Origin of the sequence: Methanothermococcus thermolithotrophicus DSM 2095, from assembly GCF_000376965.1 — an archaeon.
In the GTDB taxonomy this organism is placed as follows: Archaea; AGJL01; Methanococci; order Methanococcales; family Methanococcaceae; genus Methanothermococcus; species Methanothermococcus thermolithotrophicus.
This window is the reverse complement of the sequence record NZ_AQXV01000051.1, coordinates 1-25560: the sequence shown is the minus strand read 5'-3', so window position 1 is coordinate 25560 and position 25560 is coordinate 1. Positions and strand designations below refer to the sequence as shown.

General features: G+C 34.8%; 24 protein-coding genes. 7 read left to right on the top strand and 17 right to left on the bottom strand.

Annotated features, from left to right (window positions below; all coding sequences use genetic code 11):
* Positions 1-47: 47 nt before the first annotated feature.
* On the bottom strand, positions 48-422 hold the full coding sequence (locus F555_RS0105800) for a nascent polypeptide-associated complex protein (RefSeq protein ID WP_018154279.1): 375 nt from the start codon (positions 420-422) through the stop codon (positions 48-50).
* Between the two features lie 390 nt (positions 423-812).
* On the opposite strand from F555_RS0105800, the gene hypD reads away from it, so the two are divergent.
* Complete coding sequence (gene hypD / locus F555_RS0105795) at positions 813-1880, top strand: hydrogenase formation protein HypD (RefSeq protein WP_018154278.1); 1068 nt, start codon at positions 813-815, stop codon at positions 1878-1880.
* Between the two features lie 8 nt (positions 1881-1888).
* Here hypD and F555_RS0105790 read toward each other — a convergent pair whose 3' ends face one another.
* The 6 genes from F555_RS0105790 to rbr form a co-directional block, all read right to left on the bottom strand.
* Positions 1889-2680 carry a CBS domain-containing ParB/RepB/Spo0J family partition protein gene (locus tag F555_RS0105790; RefSeq protein ID WP_018154277.1) on the bottom strand — a complete coding sequence of 264 codons (792 nt, stop codon included), beginning with the start codon at positions 2678-2680 and terminating at the stop codon, positions 1889-1891.
* A 4-nt stretch (positions 2681-2684) separates the two neighbouring features.
* Positions 2685-2957, bottom strand: a complete 273-nt coding sequence (locus F555_RS0105785; RefSeq protein WP_018154276.1) for a DUF504 domain-containing protein — start codon at positions 2955-2957, stop codon at positions 2685-2687.
* A 97-nt stretch (positions 2958-3054) separates the two neighbouring features.
* A complete protein-coding gene (locus F555_RS0105780; protein WP_018154275.1) occupies positions 3055-4527 on the bottom strand; it encodes a DHH family phosphoesterase in 1473 nt (490 codons plus the stop codon).
* A gap of 167 nt (positions 4528-4694) precedes the next feature.
* On the bottom strand, positions 4695-6491 hold the full coding sequence (infB, locus tag F555_RS0105775) for a translation initiation factor IF-2 (RefSeq protein WP_018154274.1): 1797 nt from the start codon (positions 6489-6491) through the stop codon (positions 4695-4697).
* Between the two features lie 246 nt (positions 6492-6737).
* Positions 6738-7142, bottom strand: a complete 405-nt coding sequence (locus F555_RS0105770; protein WP_018154273.1) for a nucleoside-diphosphate kinase — start codon at positions 7140-7142, stop codon at positions 6738-6740.
* Positions 7143-7225: 83 nt separating this feature from the next.
* The gene (rbr, locus tag F555_RS0105765; RefSeq protein WP_018154272.1) at positions 7226-7795 is read right to left on the bottom strand and encodes a rubrerythrin; all 570 of its coding nucleotides are present in this window, start codon (positions 7793-7795) and stop codon (positions 7226-7228) included.
* Between the two features lie 106 nt (positions 7796-7901).
* On the opposite strand from rbr, the gene purE reads away from it, so the two are divergent.
* A complete protein-coding gene (gene purE / locus F555_RS0105760; protein ID WP_018154271.1) occupies positions 7902-8372 on the top strand; it encodes a 5-(carboxyamino)imidazole ribonucleotide mutase in 471 nt (156 codons plus the stop codon).
* 1 nt (position 8373) lies between these two features.
* On the opposite strand, the gene F555_RS0105755 is transcribed toward purE, so the two are convergent.
* The 4 genes from F555_RS0105755 to F555_RS0105740 all read right to left on the bottom strand — a co-directional run bounded on the left by F555_RS0105755 (position 8374) and on the right by F555_RS0105740 (position 12579).
* A complete protein-coding gene (locus tag F555_RS0105755) occupies positions 8374-10341 on the bottom strand; it encodes a PINc/VapC family ATPase (RefSeq protein ID WP_018154270.1) in 1968 nt (655 codons plus the stop codon).
* Between the two features lie 134 nt (positions 10342-10475).
* Complete coding sequence (gene hisI / locus F555_RS0105750) at positions 10476-10874, bottom strand: phosphoribosyl-AMP cyclohydrolase (RefSeq protein ID WP_018154269.1); 399 nt, start codon at positions 10872-10874, stop codon at positions 10476-10478.
* Positions 10875-11087: 213 nt separating this feature from the next.
* On the bottom strand, positions 11088-12068 hold the full coding sequence (locus tag F555_RS0105745; protein ID WP_018154268.1) for a beta-ribofuranosylaminobenzene 5'-phosphate synthase: 981 nt from the start codon (positions 12066-12068) through the stop codon (positions 11088-11090).
* Positions 12069-12102: 34 nt separating this feature from the next.
* A complete protein-coding gene (locus F555_RS0105740) occupies positions 12103-12579 on the bottom strand; it encodes a CBS domain-containing protein (RefSeq protein ID WP_018154267.1) in 477 nt (158 codons plus the stop codon).
* Between the two features lie 79 nt (positions 12580-12658).
* Here F555_RS0105740 and F555_RS0105735 point away from each other — a divergent pair, with 79 nt between their 5' ends.
* A complete protein-coding gene (locus F555_RS0105735; RefSeq protein WP_018154266.1) occupies positions 12659-13831 on the top strand; it encodes a TraB/GumN family protein in 1173 nt (390 codons plus the stop codon).
* Between the two features lie 63 nt (positions 13832-13894).
* On the opposite strand, the gene F555_RS0105730 is transcribed toward F555_RS0105735, so the two are convergent.
* The 6 genes from F555_RS0105730 to F555_RS0105705 all read right to left on the bottom strand — a co-directional run bounded on the left by F555_RS0105730 (position 13895) and on the right by F555_RS0105705 (position 21598).
* Positions 13895-15199: a formylmethanofuran dehydrogenase subunit B gene (locus F555_RS0105730; protein ID WP_018154265.1), complete on the bottom strand. Its 1305-nt coding sequence runs from the start codon at positions 15197-15199 to the stop codon at positions 13895-13897.
* A 230-nt stretch (positions 15200-15429) separates the two neighbouring features.
* Entirely contained in the window at positions 15430-17394 is a 1965-nt protein-coding gene (locus tag F555_RS0105725) for a CoB--CoM heterodisulfide reductase iron-sulfur subunit A family protein (RefSeq protein ID WP_018154264.1), read from the bottom strand.
* Between the two features lie 220 nt (positions 17395-17614).
* Positions 17615-18805, bottom strand: coding sequence for a 4Fe-4S binding protein (locus F555_RS0105720; RefSeq protein WP_018154263.1), 1191 nt, complete (start codon positions 18803-18805; stop codon positions 17615-17617).
* Between the two features lies 1 nt (position 18806).
* Positions 18807-20228: a Ni/Fe hydrogenase subunit alpha gene (locus F555_RS0105715; RefSeq protein ID WP_018154262.1), complete on the bottom strand. Its 1422-nt coding sequence runs from the start codon at positions 20226-20228 to the stop codon at positions 18807-18809.
* A 33-nt stretch (positions 20229-20261) separates the two neighbouring features.
* The gene (locus tag F555_RS0105710) at positions 20262-21161 is read right to left on the bottom strand and encodes an NADH-quinone oxidoreductase subunit B family protein (RefSeq protein WP_018154261.1); all 900 of its coding nucleotides are present in this window, start codon (positions 21159-21161) and stop codon (positions 20262-20264) included.
* A 14-nt stretch (positions 21162-21175) separates the two neighbouring features.
* Entirely contained in the window at positions 21176-21598 is a 423-nt protein-coding gene (locus F555_RS0105705; protein ID WP_018154260.1) for a hydrogenase iron-sulfur subunit, read from the bottom strand.
* 362 nt (positions 21599-21960) lie between these two features.
* On the opposite strand from F555_RS0105705, the gene frhA reads away from it, so the two are divergent.
* The 4 genes from frhA (at position 21961) to frhB (ending at position 25552) form a co-directional block, all read left to right on the top strand.
* Positions 21961-23193, top strand: coding sequence for a coenzyme F420 hydrogenase subunit alpha (gene frhA / locus F555_RS0105700; protein ID WP_018154259.1), 1233 nt, complete (start codon positions 21961-21963; stop codon positions 23191-23193).
* 14 nt (positions 23194-23207) lie between these two features.
* Complete coding sequence (gene frhD, locus F555_RS0105695; protein ID WP_018154258.1) at positions 23208-23720, top strand: coenzyme F420-reducing hydrogenase, FrhD protein; 513 nt, start codon at positions 23208-23210, stop codon at positions 23718-23720.
* Positions 23721-23925: 205 nt separating this feature from the next.
* Complete coding sequence (gene frhG / locus F555_RS0105690; protein WP_018154257.1) at positions 23926-24651, top strand: coenzyme F420 hydrogenase subunit gamma; 726 nt, start codon at positions 23926-23928, stop codon at positions 24649-24651.
* A gap of 52 nt (positions 24652-24703) precedes the next feature.
* Entirely contained in the window at positions 24704-25552 is an 849-nt protein-coding gene (gene frhB / locus F555_RS0105685) for a coenzyme F420 hydrogenase subunit beta (RefSeq protein ID WP_018153424.1), read from the top strand.
* Positions 25553-25560 lie beyond the last annotated feature (8 nt).

The window sequence follows — 25560 nt, the reverse complement described above, 5'->3', positions numbered from 1 at the left end:
AATCCATAAAACTGAAAATAAAATAGATAAAAATCATTTCAATTCAATTATTCGCTCAATTTCAAAATCGCCTCTGCCAAATCCCCATTACATTCTTCTAATGCTTTTCTCGCTTCTTCTTTTGATACATTACACTGGTTAGCCACCATTTCAATATCTTCGTCGGTTATTTCTAATTTAACCTCTTCATCAGCTATCTTTTCAGCTTCTTTTTTAACTTTTTTAGGCTTTCCAGTTATCGAATAGGTTTTTGTCCCCATCATATCCATTATTTGCACTTTTGGATTTTCAAAAATCAATTCTTGATCCTCGAGCTCAATTATGACTTTTACCGCCTTTAAATCCTTAGCATCCATTCCAAAATCTTTCATCATTTTTTGCATTTGTTTTAACATTCTTGGGTTCATTCTTCCTGGAAACATACATATTCACCTCATTAATATATTATTCTGCAAATTACCTGATTGATAAACACATGAAAATAAGTATTAACCTAAACCTAATATAAATATATGGACTGGAATACGCCAATATGGACGATATTAAAAACAACACTAATAAAACATTCAACTGTAAAATATATACAGTCATAGCATATTATAGTAATGTGCAATTTTAACCATACTTATTTCATACTATTTAAACTTAGATCGAGATAAATTCATTTTAGAATTTGTCGACTCACGAAACCAAAGTTTCGTCGAGAAATACAAAAAATTACATTATTTTTATTATGAAAGCAATATTTATGATAATTTTATAATCAATATCATTAATAAGTCATGCACACCACTATATTTCGGAGGAAAAATATGGATATCAACAACAAAGAATTAATTAAGAAAGCGGTTCAAGCCATTAAAAAGCTCTCTGAAAAAATAGAAGACGATGTAAAAATAATGCACGTTTGCGGTTCTCACGAACATACAATATGTAAATATGGAATAAGGGATGTTTTACCTAAAAATATTACTGTTGTTCCAGGCCCGGGATGTCCGGTCTGTGTTACAACTCAGAAGGAAATAGATGAAGCAATATACTTGGCAGAACAGGGGTACACAATTGCAACACTTGGAGATATGTACAGGGTTCCAGGTAGCAAAAAATCGCTTATGGAATTGCAATCAGAAGGTGCGGATGTAAAACTGGTCTATGGTATAGGGGATGCTGTAAAACTTGCAAAAGAGCAGGAAAACAAAGTTGTATTTATTGCCATAGGTTTTGAAACTACGGCACCAACAACTGCAGCAGAGATATTGACCAATCCAGAGAATTTCTATATTTTAAACTGTCATAGACAAACTCCTCCTGTGATGGATTTTCTTTTAAGCGGGGGAGCTGAAAGAAAAATAGATGGTTTCATATGTCCAGGGCATGTTTCCACAATAGTTGGATTAAAACCTTACTATGAACCATGTGAAAAATACAATGCCCCTATGGTAGTTGCAGGTTTTGAACCTATGGACGTTTTAATGTCTTTGGTTATGATTTTAAAACAGTTGATAAATGGTGAGGCAAAAGTAGAAAATGAATATAAGAGAAGTGTAAAAGAGGAAGGTAACTTAATAGCTCAAAGAATAATGAATGAAGTATTTGAACCTTCAGATGTCCCGTGGAGAGGTTTCCCCGTCATTAAAGATGGCGGTTTAAAATTAAAAGAGAAGTATAAAAAATATGATATTCACGAAAATGAAGACATTCCAGAGATAAAAGAGAAAATAGTTAAAGGATGCATATGTAGTGAGATTTTGAGGGGGGATAAATTACCAAGTGATTGTAAACTCTTTGGAAACGTATGTAATCCTTTAAATCCTGTTGGAAGCTGTATGGTGTCTGACGAAGGAACCTGCAGAATATTTTACAAGTATAAAAGAATTTAACCTAATTTTCATATCTTTTTGATTGCAGTTTTAAGTTTGTATAGGTCACATGAGTCATTCTTATCTTCATCGATTATTTTAACATCCTTTAAACTATTTAAACCCTGTTTTTCAGCTGTTTTTTCTATCCCTAGAGTTTTATCAGTATCCATACTCAATATATAAGCTTCTAAACTAGGTACTTTTAATAGACAGGCAGCTACAGCTCTATGGTGACCGTCAACTATTATGTATTTATTGTTGTTTGTCTCTATAACTATGATGGGCTCTGCAAGACCTCTATTCAATTCATATATTCTTCCAAATAATTCATCTTCATAAACTTTAGATTGAGTAGGTTTAAGTTCATTAACCGGAATAGATTCTTTTTTTAATTCAACATCATATCCTAGGTTTTTATAAGATTTAATTATTTTTTCAAGTTTAGTTGGAGTAGTTTTTTCTATTTGAGATCTTATAACATCGGTGTTCGTAATTATCCCAACTAAATTATTCTCTTCGTCAACAACTGGAAGCTTTGAAAATCCTGTTCTAAACATTATCCTTCCAACATCCATTACATTTGCTTCAGGCTTAGTAATTATCATTTCTTCCCTTTTTGTCATTAAGTTCTTTATCTTTTCGGATTCGTCTTTTCCGATAAGGTCGTGAACTGAAACAATCCCCTGAAGTTTCCCATCTGATACAACTGGAAAAGCATCATGGGACGTTTTTTTTATCAAACCAATTACATCTTTAACTGTATCCTCTGGGCTAACGCAATCAACCTTTACTGTCATGTATTCCTTTACTCTTACCATGTTGTCAAACCCTCTTTTTGTAAATTATTTCCCCTGTTTTTAGATTTTTAATCTCCAAAATCCTATGGAGAGGAATATGAGATTCCTCGTAAATTATAAAAGAATCCTCGATAGAAATTTTATCCATTGGGATGGTTTTTTTATTGTTTTCAGCCCCTCTATGCAGATAAACTATTTCATAATCTCCTGGATTAAGTTCGGGATGCCAGATTATTTTGTTTATTAAGTTCTCCAGTGGAGAGCTCCGAAATTTCCGATCTCGTTTAACTTTAATCATAACACCCCCAATTAATTAAGACAAAGAAAATATTGAGATAGTTCCAAAACTGAAAAAACTGAAATTAACTAAATATATGTTGTTTTGAAACGATATATTATTCGTTACTTTCTGAACCATTATTTCCTTCTTCAACCCCTACAGCTTCAAAAATTTTAGCCTGTATGGCCTCCTCGACTAATTTTCTAAGTGCATTTTTATCTGAAACTGATTCAAAAATACCCAATTCAATACTTGCTGCTGCAGATGATTGGTGACCCCCACCACCAAAGGCTTTTTTCATTATATCCCCTACATCAATTCTCAGATCCTTTGTCCTTGAACTAATATGTATTTCATTTTCAGATATTCCAAATACATAGGTAGTTGTAATCCCTTCCATCTTAAGTAAAAATTCTGCAGCTCTTGGTAATGCATCCCTATTCTTTATCATTCCAACGTAAGAAAGAGCAATATTACCTTTAATAATTTTTCTGTTTAGTATGGCCCTTGCAAGTACTTCCATTGTCTCAGTATCCATTTCAGGATTCTCTATCATTTCCAAAACTTTAGCATCCATTAGCCCCTGCAAATACCCTGCAGCTTCAAAGTCCTTTTTTGAAGTTTTTCTTTTAAAATAGTTCGTATCTGATGCTATTGCATAGTAAAGTGCAGTTGCCAAATCTCTACTTGGCGTCATATCCATTTGCATTAAATACTCTGTTAAAATAGTAGCAGTTGCACCAACATCCTGCCTAATATCTTCATATTTTGCATTTAGATCTCCGTTCTCGTGATGATCTATTAATATAGCTATCTCCGTGTTTTCGGCATCTATTGGAAGGGTTTTTGAACTTGAAGAATCCACCACTGCAATCGAACAGTAGTTTTTCAAATCAACATCATCTATGTGCTTTAATTTAATGCCCAATAAGTTTATCATTGCCTTATTTTCGTCATAACCTATTTTCCCCCCATATACAATTTCAGAATTTACGCCCCATTTTTCTAATATTGTTTTTAAGGCCATTGAACTTGCCATTGCATCAGGATCGGGATTTTTATGCGTAACTATTAAAAAAGGAGCCTTAAACTCACTATCAGTTGACTCCTTATCTTCTTTCTCACCATAATATTTGTTAAATTTTCTCCGAGCATCTAAAGCGAGCTCCCTAAGGTCTGCCAATTTTCTCCTTAACTTCGACTTTTCAATTTCTGCTATAACATCTTTTGCAGCACTTTCTAATGGATATATAACCTTATCGACATCAAGACCGCTGTAAAGATCAGGATACTTAACTACCCCTCTAGCTATAAGATAACCCCTTTGATTTAATTGAGTTACTAGTTCTGCAATTTTTCTATTTATCTCGTAGTTATTTGTTAGAATTAGTATTGTGTCAGCATCTTTAATTCTTGCTCTATTGAGAGTATCCTCTTCAGTGGCATCCCCCACAATATAATCAAAATCAATTTCCTCAAGTGATTCAAATACAGCTTCGTTTTTATCAATTACCACGATTTTATCAAGATTTTTGGCATTATTCACGATTTTACGACCAAACGAACCGTAACCAATAATTAATATCATAGTATACCTCCAAAGGCATGGGACATTATATTCTAAACGATATAGTTCACAAGTACGTAGTAATGTAAGTAATAATGGGGTCTAAAACATCACTTTTAATATAATCTCAAAATAATGGTATATAATTTTAATGTTAAGACATGCTATAAAAAGAAAATGAAACAAGGTTACATTCCCCAGAATAGGTTCCCTTCGAGTTTTTGTTTTAATTCCATGTATTTTGAGAGGGCTTCCCGTTCATCTCCTCTTAATTCTCCCTTATATTCATGGTAGAGCTTTCTAACTTCATGTTCAGGAACTTCCACATATAGTATATCATTTTCCTTGGCGTTCCTTCCCAACACTATATTACCTTCAATTGAAATAGGAACCTGCATGCCAACTTTTGCCTCTTTAATATTCTCCTGCTTTTGGTTTTTAATTTCTTTCACATAACCTAATTTTTTTCCATCCTCAGTCATTAAAGGACTGCCTACTTTTAAGGTCCCATATATAACTTCAACACCACAGATCGCAGGATTTTTCTGCCTGAATATACAGTTAGGAAGTATTTTAATGATTGCAGGTTTTGTAAGTTTACTTAATTCATCGGATTTCATCTTTTCATTCATTTCTTTTAACCATTCATCATAGTCTTCAACTAACTTGTAGATAATGTTTCCTTCAAATACCTTTACATCGGTTTTTTCTATTTCTGTTTTTGCATCTGGAAGTATTTTTGTGTTAAATGATATTATAGCCCCATTTAATGGGTTTGATTGAGCATAGGATGAAGCTTCAATAACGTCTTTTTTAGAAACGTCCCCAACTTCTGCTTTTTTAATTTTAACATTATTTTTTCTTAACTCATTGGCAAGAGCTTCCAATGAACCCATAGTGTCTGCCTTAATGATGATTCCTTCTTCATCTGTCTCTATGGCTACTTCTTCAATTTCTTTCAAAATTTCCTCTTTAGCCTCATCTACCTTGTTCTTTGGAACGATCCTTAAAGGACTTCCTGCAATAACGTTTTCCAATTCAGGAGCTGATATTTTAACCCCTGCAGATGCAACAACCTCTTTAACAGGTTTAAACTTATCCCTTGGATCTCTCATTTCATCCAATGGTTTAGGTTTTAAAAGGGCCTTAATCTTTGAAACTAAAACTCCATCAGGATTTCCAACCACTATATAATCTCCTCTTTTTGCAATACCGTCATAAATTATCGCATCAATAGTTTTTCCCAGTCCTTTTTCTTCTTTAACTTCCAAAACGGTACCTTTTGCATAACCTTCAACATTTAAGCTCAAGTTCTGTTCTAAAAACTTCTGAGCCAAACCTGCAATCATAACCAGTAAATCTGGGATTCCTTCTCCAGTCATAGCTGAAACTGGAATTATGTTAACAGTTTTTGCAATGTCTTTAACCCTCATAAAAAGGTCTGCTTCAAAGCCCATTTCGTTTAAAGGCTTTATAACATTTTCATAGAGTCTTATTTCGAATTCAGTCAATGCATTAGGATGCTGATTTTTCTCATTAAAATTTAAAACAAATGGCCCTTCAACAGAGCTCCATCCTGGGATAAGATCAATTTTATTTGCAGCTACCACGAAGGGGGTTTTACATTGTTTTAAAATATTAATAGCCTCAATCGTTTGGGGCTTAAACCCTTCATTAATATCTACTACCAATATGGCAATATCTGCCAGAGCTCCTCCCCTTTTTCTCAAGGAGGTAAAAGCCTCGTGTCCTGGGGTATCAATAACCAAAAGCCCAGGAATCGTTATTTTAGCATTTAACATATTTAGTAGGTTTCCAGAAATCTTCTTTATAACGTCTATTGGGATTTCACTGGCCCCAATATGCTGGGTAATTCCACCAGCTTCTCTTTTTGTAACCCTTGTTTTTCTTATTTTATCAAGTAAACTTGTTTTACCATGATCCACATGCCCTAAAACACTAACTATAGGAAATCTTAAAGCCATAAAAAATCACCGTTTTGTAAATTGTTTCACACTAAAAATATCCGATATCTCACAATTCACATTGTTATATAATATTTATCAAAATACATATCAATAAACGTTTTTTAAATAGAGACGATAATCACTTATAATATAGATATTTTACTAAAATAGATCGAGGTTATATAAAAAGATTTATTATTTAAAATATATTGCACTGCACCACTTTTTATTTTTTATGGCAATTTTAAGAAATATCGCCATAAATTATCTTCCAAAAAATAGACTTATTTCTCTCTCTGCACTTTCTTTTGAATCAGATGCATGTATTATATTATCAGGAGTCGATAAAGCAAAATCTCCCCTGATAGTCCCAGGTTCTGCTTCTTTAGGATTTGTACTTCCGATCATTTTCCTAACAATCGATATTACATTTTCTCCTTCAACAATAAGAATTACGATTCTACCTGATGTCATGAAATTTATAAGTTTCTCATAAAACCCTTTTCCTCTGTGTTCCATATAACACTTTTCAACCATTTCTCTTGAAAGGGTTAACATCTTCATATCTACAATATCAAGCCCTTTATCTTCGAATCTCTGGATAATTCTTCCGATTAATTTTCTTTTAACTGCATCTGGCTTTAAAGCCACAAAAGTTCTCTCTTTCATAGTAATCCCTAACATACCACAAAGACTGCAAAAGTTAAAAACTGTTAAATGATTAAATAAATAATAATTAAGTATATTTTATTTTAAAGAGAAAGCATGTCCCTAGCAACATAGTAGCTCTTTGCATGCCCACATGATGGACACTTTTCTGGAGCTTCAGTTCCGTTATGGATATACCCACATTCAAGACAAACCCATTCTGTTTCCTCATCTCTTTTAAACATTGTTCCGTTTTCAACTGCTTCAAGGATTTTTTTGTACCTTGCCTCATGATGCTCTTCTGCCCTACTTATCGCCCTAATTCTTTCTGCTATATCTTTAAGTCCTTCTTTTTCAGCTATTTCTGCAAATTCTGGATACATGTATGTATTTTCATAATGCTCTCCATCTATCGCAGCTTTTAGGTTTTCCACGGTGTTTCCGCAAACTAATGGTGCTTCAATTTCGGTTTTTATGGCGTCATCTTTTCTAAGTTCCTGAATAAACTCAAAAAAAGTCTCAGCATGTTCTTTTTCATTGTCAGCAGTTTCAAGAAAGACCTTGGATATAAATACATACCCCTCCTTCTTTGCAATCTTTGCATAGAAACTATATCTATTTCTTGCCATACTCTCTCCAGCAAATGCCTTAACCAAGTTTTCAATAGTACCCATAGTGTACCTCCCCTATTTTTTGTGAATAAATATATAAATCTCAAACAATAAGAATCTTTCCATACAATATACAATATATAGTTCAAAAATATAAACGGTGAAAAAGATGATATGTATTGTAATGGGAAGCGAAAGCGATGTTAAAATAGCCGAAAAGGCTGTTAATATTTTAAAGGACTTTGAAGTAGAATTTGAAGTTAGAGTAGCTTCAGCCCATAGAACACCAGAATTAGTTGAAGAAATAGTTAAAAATTCAGATGCAAAAGTTTTTATAGCGATTGCAGGATTGGCTGCCCATTTACCAGGTGTTGTAGCATCTTTAACAACAAAACCAGTTGTTGCTGTTCCTGTTGAGAGCAAACTGGATGGAATGGATGCATTACTAAGTGCTGTTCAAATGCCTCCAGGAATCCCAGTAGCTACTGTTGGTGTAGATAGAGGTGAAAATGCTGCTATTTTAGCCCTTGAAATGCTGGCAATATCTGATGAAAACATTGCATCAAAATTGAAAGATTTCAGAACTAAACAAAAAGAGAAGGTTATGAAATCCGATGAAAAAGTTAAAAACATGTTTTAAATTACATCTCAACAAATATGTCTTTTCCTTTTTTCATTGCACTTAAGAGCTCTTTTCCAATGGATGTTTTTTTGTTTAATTTTACAGTACCATTTGAACTTACGGTAGCAGAGCAGAGATATTCTCCATCAATATAAATTTTAATATTCGCTCCAACAAAATCCTCCCCTGCATCTACAACGATATGTTTTCCAGTCTCAATTAATCTTGTAGTTTCATAATCGCTCATATATTCGTACTTATCAACTTCTTCATCATAATGACCTTGAGTTTCAGCTCCAGAATCTGAACCCAATTCTCTAACACTTATTTTTAATCCTATTATATCTTCCAGCTTGGATATTTCCTTTCCCCCTTTTCCTATAATTGAAGGAATGTACTTCTCATGAACTCTAAGTTCAATTGTATCGTTGCCCAATATTTTAATCTCAGGTTTTGCCTTTTTTGGAATGTATGGTTTCAAAGCCTTCTTTATATTTTCTTCGGCATATTTGTAAACTGGAGGTACTTCGCTAATTTCTTCTTCCTTTATAGGCATGACTACAACCTGTTCCCCATAGGTGTATATCTCGTATTCGGGTTTTTTTGTTACAAAGTCTTTAATTTCAATAACAGGCCTTGCCAAATCTGCCTCTTTCATTCCATGCGGAACTTTAACTGTAAAGCCCACTTCATAAACCTTTTCAATTTTTCCATCTTGAATAAATACAACAGTATCTACAATCTGAGGAATTATACCGAGCTCTACTCTACCTATGAGTCTCTGTATAGCATCTATTGGCTTTGAAGCATGAACTACCCCAACCATTCCAACTCCTGCCATTCTCATATCTGCAAATATTTCAAAGTCCCTTGTCTTTCTGACTTCATCGTATATTGTGTAATCAGGCCTTACTAAAAGTAAAATATCGCAGGTTTTTTCCATACTCCCCTCAAGTGGTGCATACTGAGTAATTTCAGTACCTACCTGTAAATCCCTTGGACTTTCCATTGTTTTTACTATTTTATTGTTGCTCCTATAGTACTCTGCCAATGCTGAAACAAACGTTGATTTTCCACTACCTGGAGCTCCTGAAACAAATATACCTTCTGCTTTCTTTAGTCTATCCATTAGATGTTCTGATAAATTGTAATCATCAAGTGAAACCTTTGTGATAGGCCTTACAGCCGTGACTTCGAGACCTTCTGAAAACGGAGGCCTTGTTATGGCTATTCTCATGTTTCCAAGCTGGATTACTGTTGCCCCTCTTCTCTGTATCTCAATTAATCCATTATTTTGCTCACTGTATTTTAAAATATTATCAATTATAGCTTCCATTTCTTCCCTTGTGAGCTCCTTATCATCTACAGGGGTAAGTTTAACTTCCCCAGGTTTTCCTCTTTTTACATATGGTTTGCAGTTTTCCTTCAAATGAACTGATGTTGTTAAAGAGTCAAAATATTTATCCAACACCAATTCAACTTTTTCTTTTTTAACGTGTAGATAGTAGGACTCTATTCCTTGAGCAAGTGCAAGGTTGTATTGTATTCTATCGCTTGTTAAAAGTATTGAGTCGGTTTCTTTTGCCACATTTCTAATCATTGCATCTATTTCCCCGCTCTTGGCAAGTGAAATAATATCAACTGAGGGTCTTTCCCCGTAGTATTCTATTTCAATATTGCTTTCCTTTGCAACATCTACCATTTTCTTCAATTCTTCAATTCCTAAATAACCTATTTCCCTACCTTTATTTGCCTGAGCTTCCAACTCAGATATAACTGCCTCAGGGATTATTATCTTACTATTTTCTATTACTCCATTCTCTATCAGGTCAGTTATTCTACCGTCAATAACTACACAGGTATCTACTGTTATTTTTTTATTTTTTAAATCAGGGATTGTAGTTGGAATATCCTCATCTTCATTTTGTGAACCGCCAACAAATATTGGTTCTTGATTTAAACCACTAGAATCTTGTTTATCGTCCATACTATCACCTAAATAAGTTATTAATATGTAAGTAATAAATGCCAACAAATTTAGTATTAAACAAAAAAGTTAATTTAACAAAGTTTTTATATTGTATTTTTATTATCGTTCCCGTTAAGGGTATTAAAAATCTTTTAGATTTTCATAATTTTATCCCCTACAATGGATAAATTTCCACTCTCTAAATCTAATTTATAGTGGAAACATGAATAATAGTCTTCGTGACAAGCCCATCCCTTCTGTTTTACAACGAATAAAAGAGCATCGCCATCGCAATCACGATAAACTTCTTTAACATATTGTGTATTTCCACTTTCCTCCCCTTTCCTCCAAATCTTATTTCTGCTTGTTGAATAATAATGCATAATTTTGGTTTCAAGGGTTTTTTTCAGTGATTCCATATTCATGAAAGCGGTCATTAAAATATTTTTGTTCTCATCCATCACAATTGCAGTTATGAGCTCTCTACCATCAATATTTCTGAACTTCAGATTTAAGTTATTAATTAACTCGTTAGTGTTTGATTTTTCCATAAGGTATCACCGAACAAAGTGAAGGTGAGCTATGAGATAAAAACCTTCGGTTTTGAGCAATGAAAACCATCAGGTTTTCATTCAATCCTAAGGATTTCATTCAACCTACTAAACCGTATTTCTTTATAAAACTGCAAATATGATTATAAATATAAATTCTATAAATATCTTGAGAAAAGGATAATCAATTCAATCATATTCTGAGACTGTCTCTTATTCTACTTTATATCCTTTGTTATTTCCAGTAGTTACTATGATCTCGCCTTCTATTCCATTTTCATCAAAAAACTTCTTTGAAGCTTCAATTATTATCTTCTTATCTCCAATTGAATATATGGTAGGTCCAAAACTGGACAAACCACTGTATGAAACATCCTGCAATGTTTTTAAAAGTTTTTTGACAGTTTCACTCTGAAGATCAACCTCTACCTTCTTAAAACCTAAGTTTTGTATATTATTTATAACCTCTCCAAAGGAATTTAAATCTTTTTCAATTATTGATGGCATCATCTTCATTAGGATTAGATGGCATAGCTTTTGGGTTTCAGATAATGGGATAGGGCAGTATGTCTTAAATATATCTACTTCTTTGTTTCCATGTATATTTTTGCCCCTTGGTATCGTTAAAACTATATCCCAGTTAAAGTCATGCCTAAAAAGTATGGGCGCAGGCCTTACATTTTTTGACACAGAAGAAGGTCTGAAATCCTCTTTATCCTTGCCTGGTCCAAATGTGTGCCCCCCATCAACTATAAAACCTCCATTTTCAAATGCTGCAATACCAATACCTGATGTACCGCCTCTCCCAGTTATTTTTGCAATTTCGGTAGCGCTTAATTCTTTTCCGTAGATTAATGAGGTCAACTTTCCAGTTGAGATTGCCATCTGAGTACCACTGCCTAAACCAGTATGTGGAGGAATTATATTGCGTATTTTTAAAGATATCCCATCTTCATTTATATGGTTTAAAACCTTTTTTGCAGAATCGTAAATCCTTTTTTCCATATCCTCTTTCATACTTTTATTTAAATCAGCTTTTAAATCTATCTCTATCTCATCGCTTTCTTTACCTTCAATTACGAAATTTGGATAATCTAAGGCTACCCCTACACCACCATCTACCCTTCCAATACTGCCGTTCAAGTCAATTAAACTCATGTGTATTCTTGAAGGGGAAGTTAACTTTAATTTCATCATCTCACCTAAACCTGAAACACTCCAAATTATACTATTCCTTCTCAGAAACCAGTACCTCTATCAAGTCCCCTCTTGTGACAATTCCAACAAGTTTTCCGTTTTCAACAACGGGAAGTCTCTTAATTTTATTTTTAATCATTATTTCAGCAGCTTCATTTATTGAAGTTTCGGGTGTAATTGTTATAACATCCCTTGTCATAGCTTCCCATACTTCGGTTTTTAGGGCATTTTTCATATCTTCTTTGAATTCTTCCATTTTTATAGCTGCTTTTAAAGGTAATTCAATTAAATCCAGTGGAGAAGGTAGTATTAAATCAAATCTTTCATCATGGGTTGTAATTGTCTTTACAATATCACTTTCTGAAATGACCCCAACTATTTTACCATCTGCATCCACAACCGGAGCTCCACTTATTCTATTTTTTCTAAATAAAGTTATGACATCTTCGATACGGTCATTTTGATTTACCGTTATTGGTTCCTTCATAACTGATCTCACTTCGATCATATACTCACCAGAAAATTTATCAACATATTAAAATATATATAACCTCTCTTTTAATATACTTATACTTATGGTGAAAAAAATGCACGTAAGGATTAACAATGGAATAAGTGAATGTGATATTCACTTAATAGGTACTGCCCATGTTTCCGACGAAAGTATACATAACGTGGAAAAAGCAATAATGGAAATAGATCCTGATTTAATTGCTGTTGAACTCGATAAAGACAGATTTCTTTCCATTATGAACAGCGGAAACTCAAAGAATGCGGATAATATACATAATATAGATATTTTAAAGATTATTAAAGAAGGAAAGATTGGGCTCTTTTTGATTCATACAATTTTAGCGAATTTTCAAAAAAAGATTGGGGAACAGTTTGGCATAAAACCAGGTAGTGAAATGAAAAAAGCGGTAGATTTGGCTATTTTATATAATAAACCTGTTTCACTTATAGACCGGCCAATAAACATTACTCTTTCAAGGGCCATGAATAAAATGACTTTAAAGGAAAAAATAGATGTTTTATTGGGGCTCCTAACTGAAAAAAACGATATTGAAATAGATGAAAAATCACTAAACAATATGATAAATAACGCCGAAGATTTAATTTTAATGTTAAAAGAAGTTTCACCAGCAATTTACGAAGTTCTTGTAGATGAAAGAGATAAGTTCATGGCAAAGAACATTTTTGAATCCAGTAAGGGAAAAGAAAAAATAGTTGCAGTTGTTGGGGCAGGCCATTTAAATGGAATTGCCAACTATTTAAGGGAACTTGAATCTGGAAAAAATATTGATTTAGGAGAGTTAATGGAAGTTAAAAAGAAGTCCAACATACTTGGAAAATTGGCGTCAATTGGTTTGGTTTTATTAATCATCTATGGATTTTATATGGCTTCTTCAAATTTAGATGTTTTAAAAAAACTAACTTTAGATTGGATACTTGTAAATGGAAGTCTTTCATCATTAGGTGTTTTAATCGCCAGGGGACGTATTCAAACTGCAATTGCAGCGTTTTTAGCTGCACCGATAACTTCCCTAATACCAGTTATTGGAGCAGGGTATATAGCAGGTCTTGTGGAGTTAAAATACAGAAAAATAACTGTTGAAGACATAAAAGAATTATTTAACACTGAAGATTTTAAAAAACTAATTAAAAATAATGCAATGAAGGTACTAATAGTGGCTGCACTTGCAAATTTAGGAAGTGCCATAGGTACCTTTTACTTTATACCAAGATTTTTAGGATATTAAAAAATAAAAAACAAGGAAAAATTTTAAAAATATAGGTGTAATAAAAAAGTAAAATAAAATAGCTTATAAAAGCTCTTTAACTTTGTCCATCATTCTTTTTAGGATTTCTTTATCTGACATTACATCTTCTGGAGGGTCAATGACTTTTTTAAGAGCGATTGGAACGCCATCCATCCTATAAGCGGTTCCTCCACATTCAACTCCAGCAATTGCCGGAGGTAGTATTATATTTGCCAGTTCTGTTGTTGGAGTTTGGTGGGGCTCCATCACTATTAAAGGAATTTCAACCATTCTCTCCACTGCCTTTTGAGGGAAGTGAGCTCCAGGATCTGATGCAAGGTTTAACATGGCATCAGCTTCTCTTCTCATTAACAGATCGGTTACACTTGTATCCCCTGGATTGAATATAGGGCTTCCACTTGAGTAATCAACACATAGTGGATAACCACTTATCCAGGTGCACACTTGGTTAAATCCATTCACATTGTAGTGTCCCCTCATCGGTATAAGTGTGAATTTTGTATGGGCATTTAAATCAATAATAAGTTCAATGGCATTGTCAATATTTCTGTGCTTACTTCCTGATTGGGTGACACCCATACCAAAGAACAAATTTCCAAATTGGGCATTTTTAAGCACATCTATTGCCTCATAAATAGTTTCCACAGGGATTCCTGCAATTTTTTCCCCTTTCAACTCAAACCCTTTCAATGCCGCCCTCATTGCACTTATTAACTCATAATCTTTATGAGGTTCGACTTGTAGGTGAACATCTGCTAACTTCGCAGTATCTGTTTTTCTCGGATCTACAACAATTAATGTTCTATCATTTCTCCCTCTTTCTCTGAAAAATCCTCTTGAAAATACACCATACCTACTCATGTGTCTTGGATGAGCATGCATTGGATTGCATCCCCAATAGATCACTACATCTGCCCTATTTTTTACCTCACCTAATGTACAAATAGGATAACCTACATCCTGCAATGCCCAAACACTTGGTCCGTGGCATACTTCTGCAGTATTACTTACTACTCCTTTTACCTTTTCGGCCAATTCTATCCCATACACGTGAGCATGACACTCTGTTGCTGAAAATCCATATATCAATGGTTTTTTGGCATTTACTAGTATTTCTGCCGCCTTCTCTATTGCAGTATCCCAATCAACCTTTTTAAAATCGTCTTTTTTATTTTCCCTCATTAAAGGTCCTGTGTGTCTTGTAGAACCTTCTCTATGGGTAAATTTACTGTATCCAATTCTGCATGCGTTCTTTGTCCCGATTATGTGATTACCTTCAACATAGCACTCTATGTCGTCACATAATGTTCCACAGAATGGACAAACCACATCTTTTATTATTTCCATAATACCACCTTCATATGAAACATGAAAAAATATGGGAGCTCCAAGAAGGAGTTACAACTTTGATTTTGTTAATTCTCATGAATCGTAAAATCTGTTAGGATTTCACCAACCTCCAAAGGAGTGCTAAAACCCAAATGTTTCATTCAATCTTGAGTAAATATACATAAAATTAGGAATTAATCAACGGAATCATAGATTCCGTTTTTAAAGTCTTAGATGATTAATTTGAGTTATGCTGTATCCCTAAACATCCCTTCAATCTGTTTAAACAGTTGTATTGTTTTGAAGTGGTCTTGTTCTAATGCACCACTAGGACATCCTGCAGGACAGGTTCCACATCCTTTACACAGGGCTGAGATAACTTCAGCTACTACTTTACCGTCTTTTTCAACCAATCTTGGAGCTCCGTATGGACATTGTTTTACACAAACTCCACATCCACCACAGATTTCTGCATCTACTGACGCAATTATTGGTTCAACTTCAACTTCTCCTTTAGCAAGTGGAATCGCAGCTCTTGAAGCAGCGGCAGAACCTTGTGCAACTGATGCAGGGATATCTTTTGGCCCCTGACAAGCTCCAGCAAGATAAACACCGTCTGTTGCAGTATCAACAGGTCTTAATTTTGGGTGTGCTTCCATAAAGAACTGGTCAGGTGTTCTTGAAATACCCAATATTTTTTGGACCTCATCAGCTGATTTTGTTGGTACCATACCTACTGAGAGAACTACTAAATCATATTCTTTTTCAAGTATTTCTCCTAACAAGGTATCTTCTGCCCTAACTACAAGGTTTCCTGTTTCTGGATCTTCTATAACTTGTGATGGCCTTCCTCTCATGAATTTAATACCGTACTGTTTGGCACTTCTTTCATAGAACTCTTCGTATCCTTTGCTGAACGCCCTTATATCCATATAATAAATATCTATCTCGGTATCTGGTGATTTTTCCTTAATTAACTGAGAGTTCTTCATTGCATACATACAACAGACGTTTGAACAATATTTGTTTCCAACTTTTGCATCCCTTGAACCAACACACTGGATAAATGCGATTCTTTTTGGTTTTTGCCCGTCACTTAACCTTATAACCTTTCCACCTGTAGGACCAGAGGCGTTAATCATCCTCTCCAATTCAAGTGCAGTTACAACGTTATCATATACTCCATATCCGTACTCTTCCCTAACTGTTGGATCAAATGCATCATAACCTATTGCACAAATTATCGTACCTACTTCAGCTTCTATAATTTCAGGTTCTTGATCAAAGTCTATGGCATTAGGCCCACAAACTTTTGCACACAATCCACATTCTATACAGTGTTCTTTATCAATGGTGTATTTTGCAGGAACTGCCTGTGGAAATGGCTTATAGATGGCTTTTCTCATTCCAATGCCCATATCAAACTCATTTGGAACATCTATTGGACATACTTCTGAACACTGCCCGCATCCAGTACATTTTGTTTCATCGATGTATCTTGCCTTTTTCATTATTTTGACTTTAAAGTTTCCAACATATCCTTGGACATCTACAACTTCAGAATAGGCATAAAGTTTAACGTTTGGATGCTTTGCAACATCTACCATCTTTGGAGCTAAAATACAAATAGAACAGTCGTTTGTAGGGAATGTTTTATCAAGTTGGGCCATTCTTCCTCCAACAGAAGGAGTTTTTTCTACCAATATGGTTTCAAAACCCATATCTCCTAAATCTAGTGCAGTCTGAATACCTGCAACTCCCCCTCCAATAACCAGAGCTCTTTGTGTAACCCCTACTTTGATGAACTCTAAAGGTTCTAACAACCTTGCCTTTGCAACAGCCATTCTTACTAAATCTTTTGCCTTTTCTGTTGCTTTTTCTTTTTCATGCATGTGTACCCAAGAGCAGTGTTCTCTTATGTTCGCAAACTCAAATAAGAATGGGTTTAATCCTGCTTCAGCAACACACCTTCTAAATGTTGGCTCGTGTAATCTTGGAGAACATGCAGCTACAACCACCCTGTTTAAGTTGTGTTCTTTGATGTCTTTTTTAATCATTTCTTGCCCAGGATCTGCACACATGTATTTGTAATCTCTTGCCACAACAACATTCTTTAAGGTTTTAGCAAACTCGGTAACATCTGGACAGTCAACAGTCCCTCCGATGTTGACTCCACAATGGCAAACATATACGCCAATTCTTGGCTCTTCCATGTTATCACCAATTTTATAATTCATTTTAATATTTTTGATTATTAACCAATTTACTAATATTGTAATTGGATTTTCTAATATGGTAATATGCAAAATATTCAAGTCTTTTCAAGCGATGGTAAAATCCGAAGAACCATATAATCCTTCATCTGCTCCGAAGTCGAAGCAAATCATCAACTTTCGTTTATAAATTCCTTTGGAATTTATGCTTTATTTCAGCTCACTTCAATGCCAGCGCATTTCTTTTAATCTTCTTACAGGCGTCAACACACTTTAAACACATGACACAAAAACCGCTTAAAGGCATTTTTTCATTTTCAGTTAATTCTAACATATCGTATGGACAAACTTTTACACATTCTCCACATTTATTACACAGAGTAGGGTTGAATTCAATCCTATTGTATTCTTTCCCATCATAAGTTACCGTTCCTAGTTTCAATGCTCCAGTTGGACAAACTGTTGTACATGCCCCGCATCTAACGCACATTCTGAACTTCTCTTTCTCATCTGTTTTTTTCTTTGTTGGGAGCTCCATACCCCTCTTATTGACAACTTTTATAGCACTTGTTGGACACTTCATAGCACATGAACCGCAGTAATTGCAGCTCTCTTCAATCCACGCAATGCCTTCCTCACTTACTGGTTTAGGTGGTTTATACTCAACCTCTAAAGTTATGGCATCTACAGGACATGCATTTGCACACAGACCACATGCTGGACATCCAACTGGTGGTTTTGCCATCATATCTTCAACTTTTATTAGATTTTTAGGGCATACGTCTGTACAAACCCCACACCCAATACATTCCTCATTAACTTCAAATTTCAATATATTTTTGTCTCTTTTTGGAGATTTCTTGCCTGCAACGAATATGGCATTCCATGGGCATGTTTGAGCACATACGCTACAATAGATACATTTATCCTTGTCAACTACTGCCTTATCATCACTGATTTCTATTGCCTTAACTGGACATTCCTCTGCACAAATTCCACATCCCACACAGTCGTCGGTAACTGCTATTGGTTCTTGTGGAATAATTATTTCTTTTTTATTTGGTTCAACAACGCCTTCCATTCCAACGAATTTGTCTGGACAGGCATCGATACACTTCATACATCCAACACAGAAGCCTTTTAATTTATCATCTTTGATTGTTAGATTATTTGGACAGACTTTAACACATTCTCCACATAAATCACACTTACTTGAGTTGTACTCAATCTGTTTGATTTTTTTGCCATTTAATTCGATTTCTCTTAGGTTTAAGGCATCATTAGGACATGCGTTGACACAATTTCCACACAGCATGCAGACTTTAAGGGGATTAAGTTTTAGTGCCTCAGTAGGACATGCCCTTTCACATGCTTTGCATAAATAGCAATCCTCCGTATTTACTACTATCATTTTATCCCCTAATTGATTTGACTAATTTATTTTTCTGATAAACATCCAATGATAGGTTATTTGATTCTTCCCCAATTATGTGAGTTGCACAGGACAAACATGGGTCATAAGCCCTAATGAGCATTTCCATATAGTTTAAAACTTGTGGTGTTGCATCTTCAGGAGCTTTTATATACTTTTCAGCAACTTTTCTAACACCAATGTCCATAGCAGGGTTGTTTTGAACTGTTGCAACAACTAAATTAGTATCTGTTATAATTCCATCGTCGTCTGTTTTGAAGTGGTGTATTAACGTTCCCCTTGGAGCTTCAACACATCCTACTCCATCTCCAACAACTTCCTCTGGTTCAGCTCTTATGTCCTCTCCAACTATTTTATCGTTTTCTAAAAGTTCTTTTACCATTTCAGCACTTGAGAGGAGCTCTATTAACCTTGCATAGTGGAATAACATTGGATGGTGGCAAGGTTTTCCAAATTCTTTAACAAATTCGTCATAATATTTCTGTGCAAGTGGTGTAGCCATCTTGTCGGAAACGTTAAGTCTTGATAATGTATTCACCCTATAAATTCCGTCTTCTTCTCCTTTATCTTTTAAATATGGGAATTTTAAGTATGAGTATGGCTTAACTCCTTCGGCAATATAGTTCATGTATTCAGATGGATCAAATTCATATTCAACTTTTCCTTCTGAATTGACAACCCTAAGTTTTCCATCATATAGGTCATGGACTCCATTATTTACCATACCCATATGAGCTGATTCAAAATAGCCTATGTCCAATAAATCCTCATCTTTTATATTTTCAAGTAACTTTTTTCCAACTTCAATAGACTTTTCAGATAACTCTATCGTTCTTTCAGATAGTTTTAGCAATTCGTCTCTTTCTTCTTCTTTCAGTGATTTTGATTGACCTCCAACTACTGCAGTAACTGGGTGAATTGCTCTACCTCCGACTACTCTAACAACATTCTGTCCTGCTTTTCTCAATTCAATAGCATCCTTTATAATTTCTGGATGTTCCTTTGCGATACCCATTAAGTTTCTTTTTAAAACATCATCTGTTGTTGGAAACATTAAATCTGGTGCAGCAAGCATGTAAAAATGGAGTGCATGACTGTGAACTGTTGCCCCTTGATGCATTAAGTTTCTTAAGAGCTCAGCTGTTTCTGGAATTTTCACGCCAAATACATTGTCCACCGCTTTTGCACTTGCTAAATGGTGGGCAACTTGACATATTCCACAGATTCTTGGTGTATATATTGGGGCATCTTCAACATACCTTCCTTCCAAAAACTTTTCAAAACCTCTAACTTCCACAACATGGAAACGAACCTTGTCTAAATTTCCACTATCATCAAAGGATACTGATATTTTTCCATGCCCTTCAACCCTTGTAACTGGTTCAACTGACAATTTTACCATTTTATCACCGTTATTTAATCGCTCTCTAAATTATTATTTCAATCTGATAGGAACAAAAGCACTTGGGAGTGTAAATTTGTAAAAACTTCCTATTTTATCTTTTATTGATTTCGGTAATATCATTGGATCTACATCTCTATCGTTATCAATTCCAAAATCAGAACATAGTGCAGAAATCATTTTTGCTCCTTGATCAACAACAGCATCTGTTGGACCACTGCAACCACTACATGGAACACCTGAGCTCGGACATGGTGCCCCACAACCTTCCCTTGTTGCGATACCTAAGCAGATATATCCTTGTTCCAATAGACATTTTTCAGGATCTGGATTTCCTTCATAGTTTCTTTTTATTGTTTCAATTGCAACTCCTTCTTCACTTTTCTTCCTTGCACACTCTTCACATAAATTCTTCTTAGGCAATTCTGGTTCTTTTCCTTCTAACAATGCTTTTACAACTTCAGCAATCATTTCAGGATTTGGTGGACATCCTGGGATGAAGTAATCGACTTCTATAACCTCAGATAGCGGTTTAACCCTTGAGACTAATTCTGGAACTTCTTCGTTTGGAATAATTCCATCGTCGTTTTTTGTAGTGATAGTTGTTTTATAGGCCTTGTCCAATAACTCATCGTTGGAATACAGATTACCTAACCCTGGAACACCTCCAAATGCAGCACAGGTTCCAAATGCTATGACTATTTTTGCCCTTTCCCTCATTTCTTTTGCAATTTCCAGGTTTTCTTCGTTTCTTATTCCACCTTCAATCAATGCAACTTCAACTTCATCAGGGATTTCTTTAACATCCATAAGCACAGGACAATGAACAAGTTCAACATTTTCCAGCAAATTCAAAAGTTCTTCGTGTAAATCTAACAAACTTATATGACATCCGGAACAACCGCCTAACCATGTTGTTGCTATTTTTACCATCTAAATCACCAATTTTATTTGTCTAATTCTTCTTTTAGTTTGCAAGGTCCAAGAGCTTCTATTTTATTATAGAAATCCTTCATCGTATTTTGGAATTTTTCACCTTCTGATGCAGAAATCCATTCATGGTTTAATCTTTCTTTTTCAATGCCTAATTCTTCCAATAATTCGTAGAGCATCATAACTCTTCTTTGCCATTTATAATTCCCAGAATCGTAGTGGCAATCTCCTAAGTGGCAACCTCCGACAAAAACACCATCTGCCCCTTCTTTAAACGCTTTTAAAATAAGGGATGGTTCAATTCTTCCAGAGCACATTACTCTAATTATTCTTATACTTGGTGGGTATTGCATCCTTCCAACACCGGCAGTGTCTGCTCCACCATAGGTACACCAATTACAACAAAATCCAATAATTTTTGGTTCCCATTCAGACATAGAATCACCATTAAATAGTTTAATATCTATATTACAAAAACTAATTACATACTACATAAATCATAGATGTACATAAAATTTTTTATACAGCCCAAATAGAAAACTTTATATAACGTATTAGGAAATCTAATGGATATATCCATCAAATTAAATTTTTGAAAATTTAAACGTAAAAATAAATACGAAAAACAATGATTTGAATTTTTTATTACTATTTTTTAAATTTTTATTATTACCTTAATAAAAATATTGAAAATTATTTTAACATATATACCTTTTTATTTTAACTAAATAAGAAATTTTAATAGATATCATACTTTATAATAGATATATTAATTATCCAAATAAGGTAGGTGATTAATATGGGGAAAATTGTAGAAATCCACCCTACAACAAGGCATGAAGGGCATACAAAGTTGGTTTTGAAGGTCGATGATGAAGGTATTGTTGAAAAAGGAGCTTATCTAAGCGTAACCCCAGTAAGAGGTTTTGAAAAATTCTTAGTTGGAAAACCTGCAGAATTTGCTCCTATTGCAGTATCAAGATTTTGTGGAATTTGTCCCGTAGCTCATGCAACTTCAGCAGTAGAGGCAATTGAAGATGCATGTGATATAACACCACCAAAAGATGGGTTGTTGTTAAGAGAACTATGTGGAATAGGCAATAAAATGCACTCACACCCATTACATCAATTTTTGATATCTCCTGACTACGTACCCAAGGATGATTCAAATGAGTTTATTAAAAGGGTTCAGGCAATGAGAAGAATAGGACAATATATTGTTGATGCCGTTGGAGGAGAAGCAATTCACTCTCCAAATATCAAGGTTGGAGGAATGGCAAAGCAAATTACCGAAAGTACAAAGGCAAAGATGTACTACAAATGCAAAGAATATGAAAAACTTGCAAAGGAACAGCTGGAGTATTTAATCCCAATATTTGAAAGTAGAACCTTGAATGATGGAACTGAGCTCCCAGAAAAACTTGGATATCATGATTTTGGATATATTGCAACACATCCAACTTACGGGGATAGAACCAAAATAGACCAAGATAAGGTTGTTGAATATACTCCTTTTGATGTGTACGACAAAGACGTAGCAATTCAGTCATCTACTACAGTTCCAACCTATAATGGAAGATTGATGGAAGTTGGTCCAAGGGCAAGATTTAGTAAATTCTTCGATTTCAAAGAAAAAGGTGCTATGGCATTACATATAGCAAGAGCATATGAAATTTCTGTTCTTGTTAAAAGAGCCATGGAGATTCTTGACGAATTAAATGTAAATGGAAAAACCATGTCCGATGAGCCAATAGTCGGAGATGGTGAAAAATTAGGTTTAGGTGTTCATGAGGCTGCAAGAGGGCATAACACTCACCAGGCAGTAATTGATAAAGATGGAAACATAGTTTATTACAACGCAATTGTTGCAACAACGTGGAACATTCCTGTTATTAGTAAGGCTGTTGAAGGAACCCATTACAAGTTTGCAGAACATATTGTTAGAGCCTATGATCCATGTATCTCATGTGCAACCCATATGATCATCAAGGATTATGATGACAAAATAATTGGTGAGAAGATACTGAAATAAACTGAGGTGAGTATTTGCCAGATTACCTTAATAAAGAGATTTTAATCCTCGGGTGTGGGAATATTCTGTTTGGCGATGATGGATTTGGATATGCTGTAATAAACAAGCTGAAAGAAATCCGAGATAATTATCCCATCTCGAAATGTGCAAAATTAAATTCTGACAAAATAGAAATTATTGATGCGGGAACTGGGGCTTCTCACTTCATACTATCGTTAATTGATAAAGACACGCCGATCAAGAAGATCATAATCATAGATGCAATCGATTTTGGTTTAAAACCTGGTGAATTAACAAAACTATATCCTGAAGATTTGCCAAACATAAAAAAATATCACATAGATGCCCACGATATGCCCCTTGCAGAAATGATAAAGGAAATTAATGAAAAGTATGGCGTAAAAACCGTAGTTATTGGATGCCAATCGAAGAACATGACTGCACCAGACATATGTCTTGAATTATCAGAAGAAGTTAAAAATGCAGTTGATAACGCAGTTGAAATGGTTTTAGATGAATTATTGTAAATGCTGATCTTTGTCTCGAAGACTTAACTGTAGAGCTCGTTGAATAAATATTCATGTTTATAACCACCAATCGAATTGTAGTTTCTTACTACCCGTTTCCCGACAAATCTTCGATTTGTCTAAATCTGTAAATTCCAAAGGAATTTACTTCGACACTTGAATGCTCAGCCAAATTTTGCTTAATCATTAATAGGAAGGTGAGATCATGGTTAAAATAGCACATATACACTTGTGTGGATGCACAGGCTGTTTAATATCTCTTGCAGATACTTACGAGCAGCTTTTAGATATTTTAAATAGTGTAGAGCTGGTTTATGCATTGACTTTGGTAGATGAAAAAACCGAGATAAGAGAAACTGACGATAAAATACTCATTGAGAGAGAAATTCCCGATGATATTGACATAGCACTTGTAGAAGGTAGCGTCTGTTTAGAGGACGAACATTCAATGAAAGATGTCTTCGACGCAAGAAGAAAATCAAAAATTGTTGTTGCTTTAGGGGCATGTGCTGCGACTGGTGGAATAACCAGGTTTTGCAGAGGCGGACAAATGTCAAAACCAGTTCATAGTTCATTTGTTCCAATAGGGGATTTAATAAAGGTTGATTTGGCACTTCCAGGATGTCCTCCATCGCCTGAAGCCCTTGTAAACCTAATCACTGCCGCATTAAATGGAGATACTGAATATTTGGAAATTTATGCCGAGTTAGCGAAAAAAACAGAAGCCTGTGGTTGCGACCTATTGGTTAACGTGATCAACAAGTCTCTTTGTATGGGATGTGGATCATGTGCCGCATCATGCCCTACAAGAGCTATAGAGATGATTGACGGAAAACCAAACGTCTTAAAGGAGCTCTGTATTAAGTGCGGGGCATGTAGTTTACAGTGTCCAAGAATAAGATTTCCTAAATTAATTGAAGAAATTGAGTAAAAAGCCAGTACTTATTTTGATAAAACTTCTCAAAAGTTTTGAGGTGGTATGTATGGATCCCTTTGGAAAGTATAAAACTGTGGTATCTGCAAGAGCTGCAGATAAAACCATACTGAAAAAATGTCAAGATGGAGGTATTGTTTCAGCCGCATATATATACGGTTTGGAAAATGGCCTCTTGGATGGTGTTATTGTTGCAGATAAAGATGACAAATTACAAACAACTCCTAAAGTTGCAACAACAGTTGATGAAGTTTTAGAGGCTGCTGGAACCAAATACACAGTCTGTCCAACTATAAGTGTGATAAAGAGTGCAGTTAGAGAGTATGGATGTGAAAAACTTGGAGTTGTTGGAACTCCATGCCAAATAATTGCAACTAGAAAATTAATGAAATATCCTATAGGATTTAGGCACGTTCCTGATAAACTGGCATTAATTGTGGGAATATTCTGTATGGAAAACTTCCCATACAATGGTATGAAAACCATCATCGAGGAACACTGTGGAATAAAGATGGAAGATGTTGCTAAAACTGATATTGGAAAAGGTAAATTCTGGGTATATTCCAAATGGGGAGATGTTAAATCCATCAAATTAAAAGAAACCCACCCATACGAACAACAATCCTGCCACGTATGTATGGATTACACAGCTGAATTGGCTGATATTTCCACAGGTTCGGTGGGAAGCCCAGATGGCTGGAGTACAGTATTCATAAGAACTGCTCAAGGAGAAGAGTTCTTTAACAAAATGGTTGAAGCCGGAGCATTGGAAGTTAAACCAATAGAAGAAGTTAAACCTGGTTTAGGATTAGTTGAGAAACTATCACTAACTAAAAAAGAGAAAAACGCAAAAGAAATCGAACATAGAAAAGAAATTGGATTACCAGTTCCTTATTAGAATCTTTA

Bases quoted from the DNA above. Each gene is read 5' to 3' on its own strand.
- F555_RS0105800 (WP_018154279.1), bottom strand. From the start codon at position 422: ATGTTTCCAGGAAGAATGAACCCAAGAATGTTAAAACAAATGCAAAAA.
- hypD (WP_018154278.1), top strand. From the start codon at position 813: ATGGATATCAACAACAAAGAATTAATTAAGAAAGCGGTTCAAGCCATT.
- F555_RS0105790 (WP_018154277.1), bottom strand. From the start codon at position 2,680: ATGGTAAGAGTAAAGGAATACATGACAGTAAAGGTTGATTGCGTTAGC.
- F555_RS0105785 (WP_018154276.1), bottom strand. From the start codon at position 2,957: ATGATTAAAGTTAAACGAGATCGGAAATTTCGGAGCTCTCCACTGGAG.
- F555_RS0105780 (WP_018154275.1), bottom strand. From the start codon at position 4,527: ATGATATTAATTATTGGTTACGGTTCGTTTGGTCGTAAAATCGTGAAT.
- infB (WP_018154274.1), bottom strand. From the start codon at position 6,491: ATGGCTTTAAGATTTCCTATAGTTAGTGTTTTAGGGCATGTGGATCAT.
- F555_RS0105770 (WP_018154273.1), bottom strand. From the start codon at position 7,142: ATGAAAGAGAGAACTTTTGTGGCTTTAAAGCCAGATGCAGTTAAAAGA.
- rbr (WP_018154272.1), bottom strand. From the start codon at position 7,795: ATGGGTACTATTGAAAACTTGGTTAAGGCATTTGCTGGAGAGAGTATG.
- purE (WP_018154271.1), top strand. From the start codon at position 7,902: ATGATATGTATTGTAATGGGAAGCGAAAGCGATGTTAAAATAGCCGAA.
- F555_RS0105755 (WP_018154270.1), bottom strand. From the start codon at position 10,341: ATGGACGATAAACAAGATTCTAGTGGTTTAAATCAAGAACCAATATTT.
- hisI (WP_018154269.1), bottom strand. From the start codon at position 10,874: ATGGAAAAATCAAACACTAACGAGTTAATTAATAACTTAAATCTGAAG.
- F555_RS0105745 (WP_018154268.1), bottom strand. From the start codon at position 12,068: ATGAAATTAAAGTTAACTTCCCCTTCAAGAATACACATGAGTTTAATT.
- F555_RS0105740 (WP_018154267.1), bottom strand. From the start codon at position 12,579: ATGATCGAAGTGAGATCAGTTATGAAGGAACCAATAACGGTAAATCAA.
- F555_RS0105735 (WP_018154266.1), top strand. From the start codon at position 12,659: ATGCACGTAAGGATTAACAATGGAATAAGTGAATGTGATATTCACTTA.
- F555_RS0105730 (WP_018154265.1), bottom strand. From the start codon at position 15,199: ATGGAAATAATAAAAGATGTGGTTTGTCCATTCTGTGGAACATTATGT.
- F555_RS0105725 (WP_018154264.1), bottom strand. From the start codon at position 17,394: ATGGAAGAGCCAAGAATTGGCGTATATGTTTGCCATTGTGGAGTCAAC.
- F555_RS0105720 (WP_018154263.1), bottom strand. From the start codon at position 18,805: ATGATAGTAGTAAATACGGAGGATTGCTATTTATGCAAAGCATGTGAA.
- F555_RS0105715 (WP_018154262.1), bottom strand. From the start codon at position 20,228: ATGGTAAAATTGTCAGTTGAACCAGTTACAAGGGTTGAAGGGCATGGA.
- F555_RS0105710 (WP_018154261.1), bottom strand. From the start codon at position 21,161: ATGGTAAAAATAGCAACAACATGGTTAGGCGGTTGTTCCGGATGTCAT.
- F555_RS0105705 (WP_018154260.1), bottom strand. From the start codon at position 21,598: ATGTCTGAATGGGAACCAAAAATTATTGGATTTTGTTGTAATTGGTGT.
- frhA (WP_018154259.1), top strand. From the start codon at position 21,961: ATGGGGAAAATTGTAGAAATCCACCCTACAACAAGGCATGAAGGGCAT.
- frhG (WP_018154257.1), top strand. From the start codon at position 23,926: ATGGTTAAAATAGCACATATACACTTGTGTGGATGCACAGGCTGTTTA.
- frhB (WP_018153424.1), top strand. From the start codon at position 24,704: ATGGATCCCTTTGGAAAGTATAAAACTGTGGTATCTGCAAGAGCTGCA.